Source organism: Halomonas sp. JB37 (assembly GCF_002332255.1).
In the GTDB taxonomy this organism is placed as follows: Bacteria; Pseudomonadota; Gammaproteobacteria; order Pseudomonadales; family Halomonadaceae; genus Vreelandella; species Vreelandella casei.
Window position 1 is genome coordinate 1 of sequence record NZ_NRGW01000001.1, and the last position, 14,816, is coordinate 14,816.

Annotated in this window: 14 protein-coding genes and 1 pseudogene; 4 read left to right on the top strand and 11 right to left on the bottom strand. The window is 56.4% G+C overall.

Annotation, left to right across the window (positions count from 1 at the left end; all coding sequences use genetic code 11):
* Positions 1–228 (bottom strand): annotated as a pseudogene (locus tag CIK78_RS00005) (signal recognition particle-docking protein FtsY); the annotation flags it as partial.
* Positions 229–318: 90 nt separating this feature from the next.
* Here CIK78_RS00005 and rsmD point away from each other — a divergent pair.
* Both rsmD and zapB read left to right on the top strand, forming a co-directional pair.
* Positions 319–927: a 16S rRNA (guanine(966)-N(2))-methyltransferase RsmD gene (gene rsmD / locus CIK78_RS00010; RefSeq protein ID WP_096276026.1), complete on the top strand. Its 609-nt coding sequence runs from the start codon at positions 319–321 to the stop codon at positions 925–927.
* Positions 928–1,065: 138 nt separating this feature from the next.
* Positions 1,066–1,260 carry a cell division protein ZapB gene (gene zapB, locus CIK78_RS00015; protein WP_096276028.1) on the top strand — a complete coding sequence of 65 codons (195 nt, stop codon included), beginning with the start codon at positions 1,066–1,068 and terminating at the stop codon, positions 1,258–1,260.
* A gap of 19 nt (positions 1,261–1,279) precedes the next feature.
* Here zapB and CIK78_RS00020 read toward each other — a convergent pair whose 3' ends face one another.
* The 8 genes from CIK78_RS00020 to CIK78_RS00055 form a co-directional block, all read right to left on the bottom strand.
* The gene (locus CIK78_RS00020) at positions 1,280–1,732 is read right to left on the bottom strand and encodes a GNAT family N-acetyltransferase (protein ID WP_096276030.1); all 453 of its coding nucleotides are present in this window, start codon (positions 1,730–1,732) and stop codon (positions 1,280–1,282) included.
* On the bottom strand, positions 1,722–2,591 hold the full coding sequence (locus CIK78_RS00025) for a hypothetical protein (RefSeq protein ID WP_096276032.1): 870 nt from the start codon (positions 2,589–2,591) through the stop codon (positions 1,722–1,724). Before CIK78_RS00025 ends, CIK78_RS00020 begins: the two co-directional genes overlap by 11 nt.
* The gene (locus tag CIK78_RS00030) at positions 2,588–2,896 is read right to left on the bottom strand and encodes a BolA/IbaG family iron-sulfur metabolism protein (RefSeq protein WP_096276035.1); all 309 of its coding nucleotides are present in this window, start codon (positions 2,894–2,896) and stop codon (positions 2,588–2,590) included. Before CIK78_RS00030 ends, CIK78_RS00025 begins: the two co-directional genes overlap by 4 nt.
* A gap of 42 nt (positions 2,897–2,938) precedes the next feature.
* On the bottom strand, positions 2,939–4,342 hold the full coding sequence (locus CIK78_RS00035; protein ID WP_096276037.1) for an MFS transporter: 1,404 nt from the start codon (positions 4,340–4,342) through the stop codon (positions 2,939–2,941).
* A 246-nt stretch (positions 4,343–4,588) separates the two neighbouring features.
* A complete protein-coding gene (locus CIK78_RS00040; protein WP_096276039.1) occupies positions 4,589–4,969 on the bottom strand; it encodes a hypothetical protein in 381 nt (126 codons plus the stop codon).
* A gap of 84 nt (positions 4,970–5,053) precedes the next feature.
* Positions 5,054–6,592, bottom strand: coding sequence for a lysine--tRNA ligase (gene lysS / locus CIK78_RS00045; RefSeq protein ID WP_096276041.1), 1,539 nt, complete (start codon positions 6,590–6,592; stop codon positions 5,054–5,056).
* Between the two features lie 34 nt (positions 6,593–6,626).
* Positions 6,627–7,725, bottom strand: a protein-coding gene (prfB, locus tag CIK78_RS00050; protein ID WP_096276043.1) for a peptide chain release factor 2 whose coding sequence is annotated in 2 segments (ribosomal slippage) — positions 6,627–7,649 and positions 7,651–7,725 — 1,098 coding nt in all. Because the reading frame shifts where the segments join, the coding sequence is not laid out codon by codon here.
* Positions 7,726–7,890: 165 nt separating this feature from the next.
* A complete protein-coding gene (locus CIK78_RS00055; RefSeq protein WP_096276045.1) occupies positions 7,891–9,270 on the bottom strand; it encodes an outer membrane protein transport protein in 1,380 nt (459 codons plus the stop codon).
* Between the two features lie 279 nt (positions 9,271–9,549).
* On the opposite strand from CIK78_RS00055, the gene CIK78_RS00060 reads away from it, so the two are divergent.
* Positions 9,550–9,978 carry a MerR family transcriptional regulator gene (locus tag CIK78_RS00060; protein WP_096276047.1) on the top strand — a complete coding sequence of 143 codons (429 nt, stop codon included), beginning with the start codon at positions 9,550–9,552 and terminating at the stop codon, positions 9,976–9,978.
* Complete coding sequence (locus CIK78_RS00065; protein WP_226938649.1) at positions 9,975–12,260, top strand: heavy metal translocating P-type ATPase; 2,286 nt, start codon at positions 9,975–9,977, stop codon at positions 12,258–12,260. The genes CIK78_RS00060 and CIK78_RS00065 overlap by 4 nt, the downstream gene beginning before the upstream one ends.
* Positions 12,261–12,320: 60 nt before the next feature.
* On the opposite strand, the gene CIK78_RS00070 is transcribed toward CIK78_RS00065, so the two are convergent.
* Together CIK78_RS00070 and CIK78_RS00075 are read right to left on the bottom strand one after the other, a co-directional pair.
* Entirely contained in the window at positions 12,321–12,950 is a 630-nt protein-coding gene (locus tag CIK78_RS00070) for a YitT family protein (RefSeq protein WP_096276049.1), read from the bottom strand.
* A 53-nt stretch (positions 12,951–13,003) separates the two neighbouring features.
* Positions 13,004–14,815 (bottom strand): DHH family phosphoesterase, encoded by a 1,812-nt coding sequence (locus CIK78_RS00075; RefSeq protein WP_096276051.1) that lies wholly within the window; start codon positions 14,813–14,815, stop codon positions 13,004–13,006.
* Between the last annotated feature and the right edge of the window lies 1 nt (position 14,816).

Below are 14,816 nucleotides of genomic sequence, written 5' to 3' on the forward strand. Positions count from 1 at the left end.
CTCTGGCTCTGGCTCTGGCTCTGGCTCTGGCTCTGGCTCTGGCTCTGGCTCTGGCTCTGGCAAAGTATCCGGTGCTTGCGGGGCCTCTTCAACAGGCTCAGGAGGAAGTTCGGGCTCAATTTCCACCTCATCAGCCTGCTCTTGGGTCTGCTCTTTTAACCGCTGCTCTTCTTCTTGAGGCGTCTGCTGTGGATCTTGCTTATTTTTACGCTTAAAAAAACCAAACATGAGTGCTACCCGACAAAAATAGTGAACATTAAGGTTATGCTAACACCGTAACCCAAGACTTTGGATAACTAGCCCGCTACAATCCGCTTCATGACACGACAACGCTCCTCACGTTCACCCACTTCTCGCCGCGCACCTGCTCAGCAGGTTGGCAAGCTGCGCATTATTGGCGGAGAATTTCGCCGCCGCCAGCTACCGGTGTTAGACAGCCCTGGCCTGCGCCCAACCCCAGACCGCGTGCGTGAAACGTTGTTCAACTGGCTAGGCCAACAGTTTTACGGCCAAGCGGTGTTGGATCTGTTCGCAGGCACCGGCGCACTGGGTATTGAAGCGCTGTCACGCGGCGCTGCGTGTGTCGACTTTGTCGAGCGCGACCCGCGCGTATCTGCGCAGCTGTCGGCGAATCTTACCCTGCTTAATATTACCGCAAGCGCAGTACATGTTAACGATGTGCAGGCGTATCTAACGCGAGCGGCAAAGCCGTATTCGCTGGCATTTCTAGACCCGCCCTTTCACCAGCAGTTAGCCGCAGCGTGCTGCCACGCGCTAGAAAACGGTGGCTGGCTAGCCAGTGAGGCAATGATTTACCTCGAAACCGAGACGTCGCTGGCGCCGGACGTGCCTATTAACTGGCAGTTACACCGCGAAACCCAGGCCGGCGAAAGCACCGCACGGCTTTACCAACGTCAATTGCCGTAAACAGCGCTTGCCGCCACGCGGCAGCGGCGTTACGCTCGCCTCATTCGTCCCTATTAGCAAGCACGGCGCTTGTTTCTGGGTACTTATTTTTTGTTAGTTACTTTTTTTGGTGCTCGTTTTTACTCTATGGAGACATGCATGAGCCTGGAACTATTTAATCAGCTTGAACAGAAAGTCACCGATACCGTTGACGCTCTAGAAATGATGAAAATGGAAAATGAAGAGCTGCGCAGTGAAAATGCCAAGTTCAAAGAAGAGCGTGAAGAATGGGAGCGTCGTCTCAACAGCCTGTTAAGCAAATTCGACAGCCAAGATAACGCCAGCGCGTCCTAAACGGCGCATTGGCACGCGACTAAAGCACTCGAGACAGCAATAGCGCGTCCTCACGCCCGGCGGGGCCCTCAACCGCTGGGCAGCTTGGATAGTAGCCCTTTCGTCGCCCGTCTTCGCTAAACCCGCTGCGCTGATAGAGCCGGATAGCGCTAAGATTGCCAACGCGAACTTCCAGCAACAGCCGCTCGCTAGACCATCCTTGAGCTGTCGTTAAGACGGCGCCCATTAGCGCGTCACCTGCGCCCTGTCGACGACACACCGGCAATACGCCTATCGCCTGTAGCTCAGCGTCAAACAGCAGTTGCACCACAATGGCATAGCCTACTAGCGCCTTCTGATGCCATAGGCCCAACACACAGGTTTGCTGACAGCTAAGCGCGGCCTGCAGCTGTGAAGCGCTAATGCCGCTTCGCGCCTGATCCTCCAGCGCGGTGAGTAATGCTAAATCGTCGACCCTCAACTCAGTGATCATCAGCCGCCTGAGGAGTGTCCGCAGGGCTAACCGATGCCCATTGCTGGCCCAACAGCTGAAGCTCAGGCCAAAGATCACGCTTATTGTTCGTATTGTCGAGCAGTGAAGCCAGCGCAGGCCCCTGCCATACCGGCAGCGAAAGCGTATGGCTCTGCCCATCGGCCACGTTTAAGACGCGATCCAAGGTGCCTTGATCGGCGCCTAGCGCTCCCCACCATAGTAGCTGCTCTAATTGCCATCCTTGACGATTTACGCGGCCGGCGACAAAGGCCGCCAAGCCTTCACGGGCTTCATCCAGAGGGTCTTCAACGGCAAAGGCGTTGGTCATCTGCGGCCAAGTAAAGTGCGTGATACTTGGCGCGACGCTGGGCTGAATACCCGCCGCATAGAGTAGATTGATCAATAGCTGCTGCTCTGAGGTGCTCATTTCACCTGCGTGCAGCACCAGCCAACGCCCGTCAACACACAGGCAGGAAAGTGAAAATGCGAGCGGCTTAGCGGGCGCTGCATCAGGCGCAGCAACAGCCTCTGCGGGCTGAGAATCTGGCAGCGCTGCTGGAACCGGCGGTTCGCCCGCGTGCTTGGCTTGCCCGGGTTGATCGTTGGTCAGCAGAGCGCGAATCGCGGAGGGCGAAGCGGTTACATCGCCTGGCACTGATAACTCGGGCGCCGCTCGCCTTGGCGCCGGGGCATCATCCAACAACGCCTGCAGGCGCTCACGAGGCGGCGTCGGAGCGGGCGCAGACTCCTCCCACTCACAGGCCTCGGTGGGCAGTGCATTCGGTAGCTGATATTTAGCGGCCCAGGCCGTAATGCCCATAGCATCAAGGTAGTGCCGCCGAATAACTTCTTGTGTCACTTTTCGCCGCCATGGCAGTTCGGTGAGTTCGGACGTTCGCCGCCCCGGGCCTGCCACTCGCTGGCGGTATAAAGATGTAATGCCAGCGCGTGAACCGGGCCAGAAAGCTCATCAGCCAACAGCGCATAGATCTGCTGATGGCGCTTCACCGGCATCATGCCGCTGAAAAGTTCGCTAACCAGCGTCACCTTGAAATGAGTTTCAGAGTTAGCGGGCACGTTGTGCATGTGGCTTTCGTTCTCAACCTGCAGCACGTCAGGCGCTAATGCCGTTAACTTCTGCTCAATTTGTGTCTGCAGCGTCATGTCATTTCTCCTAGAGATCAGAAACCGTTTTATTGTACCCGCTTAGTGACCCGCCGACGATGCCCGACGGGCGTGTAACGCGCGGCGAGCCAGCGGCATACGTGCCACGCTTGCCAGTAATGCCAGCAGCGTCGTTGCGGCCCCTAGCCATAGCGTTACCTGAACCGGCCAACCCAGCGCCAGCGCAGCCCCCACTATCGCCACGCCAAATGACTGGCCAACGGTACGCGTCGTGCTCATCACGCCTGACACATTCGAGCTGCGCTCTAATGGCAGGCTGCCCATCATTTCGCGATTATTGGGCGGCTGGAACAGTCCAAACCCTATCCCACATAGCGCGGTGCGCCACAGGCTGCCCGCCACTCCGGTTGATTCATCCACTAATGCCAGTGCAATCAGGCCAACAATTAATAGTCCTAGCCCCGTGCTCGACAGCACGCTGGGGTTAATCCGGTCCGCTAAACGCCCTGCAATCGGCCCCACCAACATGATGGCAAGCGGCCAAGGCGTGAATAGCCATGCGGTTTCCAGCGGCGTAAACCCCATCTGTTCTTGGTAGAAAAAAGACAGCGCTACAAACGTCAGCCCTTGGCCAATAAACGCTAGCCCAGAGGCCGACACCGCTAGCGTAAAGCGCATCTCAGAAAAGACGCTAAGCGGCAGCAGCGGGTAAGGTGCGCGGCGCTGACGAATAATAAATCCGCCGCAAGCCAGCACTGCCAGCAGCGCCCAGCCAGCGCTTTGCCAAATCGGCACGGCGTGGCCTACGGCGTCCATGGCGATAAATAGACTGGCCAGCATCACCATGGAAAGCAGCGCGCCGGCCACATCAAAGCTGCCTTTACGCGGCTTTTCGCGGGGCAGCGCGCGGCTCGCTAGCCAGAAAGAGCACATGCCCAGCGGAACATTTAATGCAAACAGCCAAGGCCAGTCGGCGAAAGATAAAATCACTCCGCTCAGCGTAGGCCCCGCGGCGTAGCCACCCGCGACCACTAACGCGCTGAGGCCAAGCGCACTGCCGAGCAAGCGCGAAGGAAAAATCGCCCGATAGAGCGATGGGCCTATCGACAATGTCGCCGCGGCGCCTAGCCCCTGGCAGGCACGAAAAACAAGCAGCGTTTCCAAATTACGCGACAGCGCCGCCCCTAACGAGGCCGCAACAAAGATCCCTATTCCGAATAGATACAGCCGGCGGCGAGTAACTAGCTCACTAATGCCTGCAAAGACGAGCAGAAAAGCGGCGCAGACTACCTGAAAAAGATTGGTAATCCACACCGCACGCGAAGCGGGCACATCTAAATCGGCGGCAATGGTCGGCAGCGCCAAGTTAATCATCGTGGTATCGACCACCGCCATTAAGGTACCGGTGACCAGCGCCAGCACCGCCAGAGCGCGCTCAGGGCCTGGCAGGCCATCGTCTCCGGGACGGCTTTCAAACAATCGCATAGCGAAGTTCCTAGAGGAGCGTTCCTTAACGAAACGGCTAAAACAACACAGTTTTTAGAATCATAGTTTTTAGAAACACAGCATGTAGAAACACAGCATTTAGAAGCACAGTATTTAGAAACAAAGAAACCGGCCTTAGCCGGTTTCAAAGTGCGCCAATGCTAGGCTCTGCCTCAAACGTCGGCGAGTAAGGATTAGGCCTAGCGCAGCGCGTTTTAAAGCGCCTATACCGTTCGAATGCTACGCCTACTCACTATCTAACAGCAGCGCGTCATCTACTTCTGATATTTCAAGCGCGGTTTCATCATCAAGATCAATCGCTAGATAGCTGTGCTCGACGCGCACAAATTCTTGAAACAGCGCCCAATCGAGTTTATCCGGCCACTGTCCCTCATCCTCTTCCCACGCGCGCAGCTCCGTTTCGAGAATGTCCACGTAGCGGTCGCGCACAAACGTTTCCAGCGCTTCCGGCGTATCCATCTCAGGAATCAGGTAAATGGTACTTTCACGTTCGACGTCGTCCAAGGTCAGGTCGTCGTCTCCCATGGTGGGTTCCAGCGCGTTGATCCAGTCCACAAAGGGCTGGGTCGGCCTGACGCTCAATGCGGAGCGGTTAAGCAGTTTCATGGGATTCTCCTCGCCGTCGAAACGTTGACCATTATGGGCGCTATAACGCGCCCTTACCAACTTTTCATCCGCTATAGAATTTGTTTAGTCCACTTCAGGGCGCATTGCAGGGAACAGCAGCACGTCACGGATAGAGGGACTGTCGGTAAATAGCATGACGAGACGGTCGATACCAATGCCCTCGCCTGCGGTAGGCGGCATACCATACTCCAACGCGCGGATGTAATCGGCGTCGTAATACATTGCCTCCAAGTCACCTGCGTCTTTTTCCGCTGACTGGGCGCGGAAACGCTCGGCCTGGTCTTCGGCGTCGTTGAGCTCCGAAAATCCGTTGGCGATTTCTCGGCCACCAACAAAGAACTCAAAACGATCGGTAACGAAAGGGTTAGCATCATTACGCCGCGCCAGCGGGCTGACTTCAGCCGGATACTCGATAATAAACGTCGGCCGATCGAGTTTGTGCTCAGCGACTTCTTCAAAGATCTCTGTTTGCACCTTACCCAGGCCCCAGCTCTCTTTGACCTTGATACCGAGCTTCTCAGCAGCCGCTCGCGCAGCCTCTAGTGAATCTAAATCGCTGTCAGCAATGCCGTCGCCGTGATCCAAAATCGCCTGACGCAGCGTCAAACGATCAAACGGCTGCCCAAAATCATAGCTAGTGCCCTGATATTCAATCACCGCGCTGCCCAGCACTTCTTCGGCTGCCGTGCGCAACATCGCTTCGGTCATATCGATCAGGTCGCGATAATCCGCGTACGCCCAGTAGAATTCCACCATGGTGAATTCTGGATTGTGGCGCGTCGACAGACCTTCATTGCGAAAATTGCGGTTAATCTCGAAGACTTTTTCAAAACCGCCCACCACTAAGCGTTTGAGATAAAGCTCCGGCGCAATACGCAGATACATGTCGATATCCAGCGCATTATGGTGCGTGATGAAAGGACGCGCTGCGGCACCGCCAGGAATCGGCTGCAGCATGGGCGTTTCTACTTCCATAAAGCCGCGCGTTTCAAAGAAGCGACGCATGGAGCTGATCACCGCGGCACGGGTTTCAAACACCTTACGCGACTGCGGATTCATAATCAGATCCACATAGCGCTGGCGGTAGCGGGCCTCCATATCAGTCAAGCCGTGAAACTTATCTGGCAGCGGACGCAGGCTCTTCGTCAGTAGCTGGGCCTCTTTCATCATGACGTACAAATCGCCCTTACCGGACTTGTGCACGGGCCCGCGAGCGGCCACGATGTCACCAATATCCCAGCTTTTAATATCGTCTAGCACATCAGCGGGCAGGCCTTTTTTATCCACATACAGCTGGATTTGTCCGGCCACGTCCTGAATAACGATAAACGGCCCGCGCTGACGCATGACTCGCCCCGCCACCGAGGCGTGATGATCAAGCCCCTCAAGATCCGCCTTTTCTTTATCGCCCAGCTTATTTTGCAGCTCGACGGTTAAGCTATCGCGGCGAAAATCATTTGGAAACGCACTCTTACCCTGCTCGGCGGCCAGTTCACGACGCGCGGCAAGCTTGGCCCGGCGCTCGGCGATCAGATGATTTTCCTGGTGTTCAGAGCCATGTGTTTCAGAGCCATGCTGCTCAGACGCGTCTTGGTTAGCCATGTGGCACCCTGTTGATAATCAAACCGTTAAAAAATTACAAACCCTGCTTGAGACTAGCGACGATAAACTGATCAATATCCCCGTCGAGCACCTTATCGCAGTTGCTGGACTGCACGCTGGTACGCAAATCTTTGATGCGCTGATCGTCAAGCACGTAAGAGCGAATCTGGCTACCCCAGCCGATATCCGCTTTTGAATCCTCGGCTTCCTGCTTGGCTGCATTGCGCTTTTGCATTTCGTGTTCCCACAGCCGTGCTTTCAGCTGCTTCATAGCAAAGTCGCGGTTAGCGTGCTGGCTACGCTGCCCTTGGCAGGCCACGACGATGCCGGTTGGCTCGTGAGTGATCCGTACCGCAGAATCGGTGGTGTTAACGTGCTGCCCGCCGGCGCCGCTAGAGCGATAGGTATCAACGCGCAGATCCGAGGGATTAATCTCAACCTCGAAGCTGTCGTCAATTTCCGGCGATAAAAAGACCGATGCAAAGGAAGTATGCCGGCGGCCGCCTGAGTCGAACGGGCTTTTGCGCACTAAACGATGCACGCCAGTTTCTGTACGCAGCCAGCCAAACGCATAATCGCCCTGGATATGTACCGTTGCCGACTTAATACCGGCCACTTCACCGGCAGAAATTTCGCTGATATCGGCTTTAAAGCCGTGGCTTTCCGCCCAGCGCAGGTACATGCGCAGCAAAATATTCGCCCAGTCCTGCGCTTCGGTGCCGCCAGAGCCAGACTGAATATCCAGATAGGCGTTATTTTGATCCATATCACCAGAAAACATGCGCCGGAACTCAAGCTTTTCAAGCGCAGCCTGCAGGCTGTCTAGCTCTTTGCGCACTTCATCAACCGTGCCTTCGTCGTCCTCCATTTCAGCCAACTCTAGCAGGTCTCGGCTATCGCCTAAGCCCTGGTCGAGATCATCAATGGTGGCCACAATGGCCTCAAGAGAGGCGCGCTCTTTGCCCAGTTTCTGCGCATAGGCCGGATCGTTCCAGACATTGGGGTCTTCCAGTTCGCGGGTGACCTCTTCTAGCCGATCTTGCTTTTCGGCATAGTCAAAGATACCCCCTAAGAACGTCTGTCCGCTCAGACAGGTCCTTGATCTGGTTATGAATCGGGTTGGTTTCCAACATGGGATTGCCCTAGCGTGGTCTGCATCGGATCGTACAGAGGTGTATCGATCAGAAAAGCGCATAGTGTAACGAAAGCCGACCCGCCCCGCATCCAATGGCCAGCGTCAGGGCAATAAAAAACCCGGCGTGCGCCGGGTTTCGATAAGGCTTAGCCTTCTCTGTGGCTTAAAAGCGATAGGTCAGCTGAGCGCCAAAGCCATGGGCTTCGTTTTTGTAGTCTGCCGAATAATTCGCTCCACCGATGGCCGCGCCCCCCGTGGCAGCGCTGGCTAGCAGGTCATTACGCTCCTGCTCCACAAAAGTGCCGCGCTCAGTCAGGTAAGAGTACGCAAAGTCTAGCGTCATGTCAGGCGTTGGGCTCCAACCTGCCCCCAGCGAGAAGATACGCCGATCATCCGAAGGAATACGTACGCTGCGGTCTTCATCATTGGTCGGCGTAAAGTCCAGTGACACCCCTGCACGCAACGCCAAGGTAGGCGTTAGCTGATATTCACCGCCGGTGGCAAATGCCCATGCGTTTGAATAATTTTGTGGCTCTTGAGTGATTTGGTCGCCCTGACTGCCTCTGACCAAAATCTCATCAAATTGACTCCAGCGCACCCATGAAGCGCCAAACATCAACTTAAGACGATCCGTCATCTGCTGCGTCAGCGAGAGGTTAACCGTCTCAGGCGTGGTTAGATTGAGGCTTGCTGAATCAGCACGCACCACGTTACCCATAGGATCGGTCGCACTAAAACTGCCTTCCAAGTTGTAATCTACTTTTGAGCGGTAAGTCAGACCCAGCGTCGTTTCAGCTACCGGGCGATAAATAACGCCTAAGTTATAACCCCACGCCTCGTCGTCACCCTCAACGCGCGAATCGATATCGCCAGCGGCATCAAAAGCGGGGCTTGAGGGCAACTGGCGGCGCAGCTCGCCTTCTACCCGGTTATAAGTAACACCAGCGCCGACCGCCCATTGATCGTTAAAGCGATAAGACACCGTCGGCTGGGCACTGACTACCGTCACTTCGGTGTAATCACCAAAGTAGCGGCCTTGGAAGTCATCTTCATACTCGGTTTTAGAGCCAAACGGCGCGTACACCCCAAACCCAAACGCTAGCTGATCAGTAACGGGCTGTGCATAGAAGGCAAAGGGAATGAAAGTACCCGGCACCATATCGCCATCGTTACCGCCGGGAATACTCCCCAGAGGAATTTGATTGCCATTAGGCGCACCGCCGAGGGCAACGCCGGAGTCGATATTACGGGTAGCCTCCACATTTGAAAGATCCGTATTTACATTTAAATAGGTTCCACCCACGGTGATTTGGGCACGATCTAAAAATGACATGCCCGCCGGGTTGCCATAAACAATAGAGGCATCGTTGATGTTAGAACTGCGCCCAGCATGGCCGTAACCCTGCCCGCTTACGCTCTGTTCGTTGATTTGATACCCGCCCGCGTGGGCTTGGCTGGCGAAGGCGGCTGTGATGGCAGCAGCCAGGGTGAGCTTATTAAATTTATTGCTCTTAACTTTATTATTCTTAAATGTATTGTTCATAGCGAGCCTCTCTTCCCAATGATCCGATGGATACAGACGATCCAACTTCGTTATTTTTTACATGACTGTTTTCTCGCAACTACGCTAAAGGATCAAGAGTAAACGAGCGTTTTATTTCATTTTTCGCTTATACATTAGTCGTACGATCGTTTTAAATCAGTGTTTTAGTTATTTTCACTCATTCACTAAGCCTAGCTTGACCTGTGGGTTACCCATAGGTTTTACACTTAAAAGCATGATGCAATCCAACGATTCGCTTATTAGATGAGGGAGACGGCCATGAAAGTGAATGAGCTTGCCAAACGTGGCGGCGTCACCGCAGAGACCGTGCGCCATTACGCCCGCGAGCAGCTGCTGGCCCCGCAGCGCCACCCGGATAACGGCTATCAGCTGTTTTCAGATACCGACTTAGAGCGGCTGCGCTTTATTCAGCGGGCGCGCAAGCTAGGTTTTAGCGTCGCTGAAATCCGCGACATACTTTCCCACGCCGACCAGGGCGACTCCCCCTGCCCGCTGGTGCGTGATCTGCTCACCAGCCGCCTACCTCTCATTCGCGCCCGCATTGCTGAACTGGAAGCGCTGGCCGAGCGCATGGAGCATGCCCTCGTGAGCTGGCAAAACATGCCCGACGGCACGCCTGACGGACACAGCGTATGCCGCTTGATTGAAAGCTTTCCAGCGCCAGCGTCTAGCCAGGAGACACCATGAGCAACTCGTTGAGCGTCATCCGCGATGCTACCGGCAATGCCCAGCACACGGTGAAAAAGCAGCGTTTAGCGATCAGCGGCATGTCCTGTGCGGGCTGTGTAAAAAGTGTTCAGAAAGCGCTTGAGCATACCGATGGCGTCGACACCGCCAGCGTGAATTTCGGCACCCACTCTGCGCAGGTGGTTGGCAGCGCGGAAAGCCAAGCATTAATCGCCGCCGTTGAAGCGGTGGGCTATAGCGCGGCACCTATTGTGGACATGGCTGACGCCGAGCGTACTCGCGCAGAGCAAGATGCCAAGACCTATCAGCAGCGGCTACGCGGCAGCGCTGCTTCGCTAGCCTTAGCGATTCCTCTCATGCTTAGCATGTTCTTTTTTCACCCTCACCCAGTGGGCATGGGGCGTCTTTATTGGCTAGTCGTTGGCCTGCTCACGCTAGCCGTCATGGCCTTTCCCGGGCGTCACTTCTTCGTCAATGCCTGGAAGAGCGTAAAACATCATCAGGCCAATATGGATACGCTGATTGCCATGGGAACTGGCACCGCCTGGCTTTACTCCATGGCAGTGGTGCTGCTCGCACCGTGGCTACCGGAGGTGGCTCAGGGTATCTATTTTGAAGCCTCTGCGATGGTGATCGGGCTGATTCTGCTCGGCAATGCCCTGGAACTACGCGCGCGCGGTCGTACCAGCAATGCTTTAAAGCGCCTACTCGATCTGCAAAGCCGCACGGCGCGGATTATCCGCGACGGCCAGGAGCAGGAGGTTGAGATTGATGATGTGCGCACAGGCGATCATATTCGGGTACGCCCCGGCGAACGCCTACCGGTAGACGGCCAGGTGACCGAAGGCCAAAGCCATATTGATGAGTCCATGCTTACTGGCGAACCGGTGCCGGTTGCCAAGCACGTTGGCGATGACGTCAGCGCTGGCACGGTGAATGGTCGTGGCGGGCTGGTGTATCAAGCAACGCGAGTAGGCGCCGACACTCGGCTTGGGCAGATTACCGAACAGGTGGCGAGTGCCCAGAACTCGCGCCCACCGATTGGCGAACTCGCCGATCAGGTCTCCAGCGTATTTGTCCCTTCGGTCATGATCATTGCCGTGCTCACGGCGCTGGTCTGGTTCAACCTGGGGCCGGCACCGCTGGTCATCCATATGCTGGTCACGGCGACCACCGTGCTAATCATTGCCTGCCCCTGCGCGCTGGGCCTGGCAACGCCCATCTCGACCATGATCGGCGTTGGCAAAGCGGCAGAGTACGGAGTACTGGTGCGCAACGGCGAAGCGCTGCAAACCGCCAGCAAGCTCACCACGCTAGTCGTCGATAAGACCGGCACGCTGACCCAAGGCAAGCCCAGCGTCACTGATGTACAGATGTTTGACACCGAACAATCCACCGCACTGGGATGGGTGTTCGCACTGGAGCAAGGCTCCGAACATCCGCTGGCAACGGCGCTGATGTATTACGCCGAAGAACATAACGCTCCAACCGCTGAGATTGAGCATTTCGATAGTGTGACCGGGGGTGGCGTGAAGGCGCAAACTGCCGATGGCAAATCACTATTGCTGGGCAATGCTCGCCTACTGACGGAAGCGGGGGTGGATCTCCATGCGGGTGAGGGCCAAGCCCGCACTCTGGAAGCGCAGGCCCGCACGCTGGTGTACTTAGCGATAGATGGCAAACTGGCCGCCCTGTTTGGTATTAGCGACCCTCTGCGTCGCGACACCGTGGCCGCCATCAAACGTCTACAAAAAGACGGCTTGACCATTGTGATGCTCACTGGTGATAACGAGCACACCGCCAAGGCAGTTGCTCAGGAAGTGGGTATTGACGAGTATCGTGCGGGTCTATTGCCTGAAGAAAAGCATGCCGAGATTGAGCGGCGGCAAAAGGCGGGAGAAATCGTTGGCATGGTGGGCGATGGCATTAATGATGCGCCCGCCTTGGCCCGGGCAAATGTAGGCTTTGCCATTGGTCAAGGCACCGACGTAGCGATTGAGAGTGCGGGCATAACGCTAATACGCGGCTCGCTACACGGAGTGGCGTCCGCCATTGAGATAAGCCGGGCAACGCTGCGTAATATCAAACAAAACCTGGTGGGCGCGTTTGGCTATAACCTGCTGTGTATTCCCATCGCCGCCGGCGTGCTCTACCCGCTCACCGGCACTTTGCTCTCGCCAATGATCGCCGGAGCAGCGATGTCGCTCTCTTCCATCACCGTGGTGAGTAACGCCAACCGTTTACGGCTATGGAAATCAGACAACCCGGAGATTGCCTCATGAGTATATTGGTTAACCTCGCAGGGCTGGGTGCCATCGCGCTGATTGTGTGGTGGTTCTGGCTCAGCTGACGCCGATATAGCGCCCTGGCTTATGATTCAAGGCGATAATCAGATTGAGCGTCAGCGCCCCCAGCACCGAGTAGCCCACGCGATCTAACGGTAGCTGTGTCAATGCAATCAGTAAAATGACGCCATCGATTGCCAGTTGAACATAGCCTGCGCGCAGGCCGTGTTTATCCTGTAGATAAAGCGCCAAAATATTAATACCACCAAGACTGGTGCGGTGGCGAAATAGCATCAGCATGCCAATGCCCATTAACGCACCACCCATTAGCGCAGCATAGAGCGAAGGCACGTTAGCAAACTGCACCCAGCCTTGGGTGAGTTCCGAAAACAGCGAGACCAAACCAATCGCAGCAAAGGTACGCAGCGTGAAACTCCAGCCCATACGCTTAACGGCCAAATAATAAAACGGCAGGTTAATGGCAAAAAAGTACACCCCAAAGCCCCAGCCGGTGACGCTACTGGTCATATAGCTCAGCAACAGTGCCAGACCCGCGGTGCTGCCCGTGAGAAGCACCGCATGGGTGTAGAAGGTAACGCCCAGCGCTACAAAAAACGTGCCCAGCAGCATCGCCATGAGATCTTCATAAGGACGATGCTGGTCTTTGGGTAAATCTTCCACGCGCATAAGGGGCGACCTTACTTGGAGGTTGCTGGGGGTTTACGAGTTTGTTGAACGGTTTAAATAGCGCTGGCGTGTTCGACCATCAATTGAAGGGATTCGCGGCCGCGCCAGCGGTTGCGATTAAGCTTATAGGCGCAGTGCAGCGTATCCCCCACGCTGAAACCAGGCAGCTCACCGGGCGTTAAAGCACGAAACCAGATGGCTTTGCAGGTTACCGGACCGGTGGAAAGCTCCAGCATCAAATGCGAGCCCTCGGCACCGACCGGACGCAGCGCTTCGACAATAAAGCGCCCTTCAAACAGCGGTGGATCAAATTCACGTCCGTAGGGGCCGAGCATTTCAATCTCTTTTAGCGTTGTCAGCGAAAGCTGTGCGATGGAAAGCTCACCGTCGGTCCATAAGCGCGGGTAAAGCGTTCGCCCACCCAACTGCTCGTTGACTGCCTGCAAGAAAGCCGCCTTAAAAGCATCAAGCTGGCCCCGAGGCACGCCAACGCCCGCCGCGCCACTATGACCACCAAAGCGCGGCAGCGCCTCGGGAGCAAGCTCATAAGTACGCTGCAGGGCATCGCGCAGATGCAGCCCATCGATTGAGCGACCAGAGCCGGTGAGCATGCCGGGGGTCGCGGCCTGGGTAAGCACCAATGCCGGGCGCCCGTAGGCCTGCACTAATCGCGAGGCAACGATGCCCTGCACACCAGGGTGACCATCTTCCAGCAGCACTATGACGGCAGGCTCGTCAGCGGACAGTGCACTCACCGCGAGGGTGCGCGCTTCGGCAGCCATATCCGCCTCAATGGCCTTGCGCGACTGGTTATCCTGATCCAACACGTCGAGCTGACGATTGGCAACGGCATCACTTTCAGCAAGCATAAAATGCAGCGCCGCGTAGGGATCATCAAGCCGCGAACGCGCGTTGATACGCGGCCCCATCTGAAACGCCAGCGTCTCGGCATTAAACGGCACGCTGTCAGCGCCTAAGCGCGTGGCCATAGCGCGCCAGCAGGCCGCATCCATACGATTAATCAGCGTTAAACCTTGGCTGACTACCGCACGATTCGCGGGGCTGCCGCCCAGCGAAACACAGTCAGCTACCGTGCCTAGCGCCACGTAGGAAAGCCAGGGCGAAAGCTTGGGCGTCGCCTCAGAAAGCGCCCCCCACTCGATCAATACGCCGCGTGCAAGCGACATCAGCAGCCATGCCACCATACACCCGGCAATCGTTTTGTCGGGATAGTCACAGTCATTGCGGGTCGGATTTACACAGGCATAGGCCGACGAGGGCGGGCCCTCCACCGGCAGCGCGTGGTGGTCGCTGACCACTACGTCGATACCCGCTGCTTTGAGGCGTGCAATACGCGGCTCATCGGAGCTACCGCAGTCGGCAGTGATCACCAGCGTTGGAAAAGGCTTAAGTGCGAGCGTGCGTTCCACCAGCGGCAGACTAATGCCGTAGCCGTCGTTAATACGATGGCCAATCAAACTGTGCAATTTGCCTTCCGGCACGCCGAATAGCTCCACTAGCGTGCGCCGAATCACCACGTGCGACGTGATTCCGTCGACGTCGTAATCGGTAAGAATGCCAATGGCCTCGCCTTCGGCGACCGCCTGGGCGATGCGTTCGGCGGCGCGGCGGCCGTCGACAAGCTTCTCAGGGTGAGCCAAATACCGCAGGCTGGGTGTGATTAACGGCGCAAGCTCACCGCTATAGCCCGGCAAGCGTGAGGCTAGCAAGCGCGCCTGTAGCTCACTTAGGCCCTCTGCTTGCGCGCGAGCGTAGAGCGCCTCGTCCAGTGGACGAGGCTCCAAGCGCGGCCTGGTTGTACTAGGGGGCAGCGTGTCGTTAGACAATTCATTCACGGCGTTCATT

What these genes read in the sequence shown, in the direction of transcription:
- rsmD (WP_096276026.1), top strand. Translation starts at nt 319, where the DNA reads ATGACACGACAACGCTCCTCACGTTCACCCACTTCTCGCCGCGCACCT.
- zapB (WP_096276028.1), top strand. Translation starts at nt 1,066, where the DNA reads ATGAGCCTGGAACTATTTAATCAGCTTGAACAGAAAGTCACCGATACC.
- CIK78_RS00020 (WP_096276030.1), bottom strand. Translation starts at nt 1,732, where the DNA reads ATGATCACTGAGTTGAGGGTCGACGATTTAGCATTACTCACCGCGCTG.
- CIK78_RS00030 (WP_096276035.1), bottom strand. Translation starts at nt 2,896, where the DNA reads ATGACGCTGCAGACACAAATTGAGCAGAAGTTAACGGCATTAGCGCCT.
- CIK78_RS00035 (WP_096276037.1), bottom strand. Translation starts at nt 4,342, where the DNA reads ATGCGATTGTTTGAAAGCCGTCCCGGAGACGATGGCCTGCCAGGCCCT.
- CIK78_RS00040 (WP_096276039.1), bottom strand. Translation starts at nt 4,969, where the DNA reads ATGAAACTGCTTAACCGCTCCGCATTGAGCGTCAGGCCGACCCAGCCC.
- lysS (WP_096276041.1), bottom strand. Translation starts at nt 6,592, where the DNA reads ATGGCTAACCAAGACGCGTCTGAGCAGCATGGCTCTGAAACACATGGC.
- CIK78_RS00055 (WP_096276045.1), bottom strand. Translation starts at nt 9,270, where the DNA reads ATGAACAATACATTTAAGAATAATAAAGTTAAGAGCAATAAATTTAAT.
- CIK78_RS00060 (WP_096276047.1), top strand. Translation starts at nt 9,550, where the DNA reads ATGAAAGTGAATGAGCTTGCCAAACGTGGCGGCGTCACCGCAGAGACC.
- CIK78_RS00065 (WP_226938649.1), top strand. Translation starts at nt 9,975, where the DNA reads ATGAGCAACTCGTTGAGCGTCATCCGCGATGCTACCGGCAATGCCCAG.
- CIK78_RS00070 (WP_096276049.1), bottom strand. Translation starts at nt 12,950, where the DNA reads ATGCGCGTGGAAGATTTACCCAAAGACCAGCATCGTCCTTATGAAGAT.
- CIK78_RS00075 (WP_096276051.1), bottom strand. Translation starts at nt 14,815, where the DNA reads ATGAACGCCGTGAATGAATTGTCTAACGACACGCTGCCCCCTAGTACA.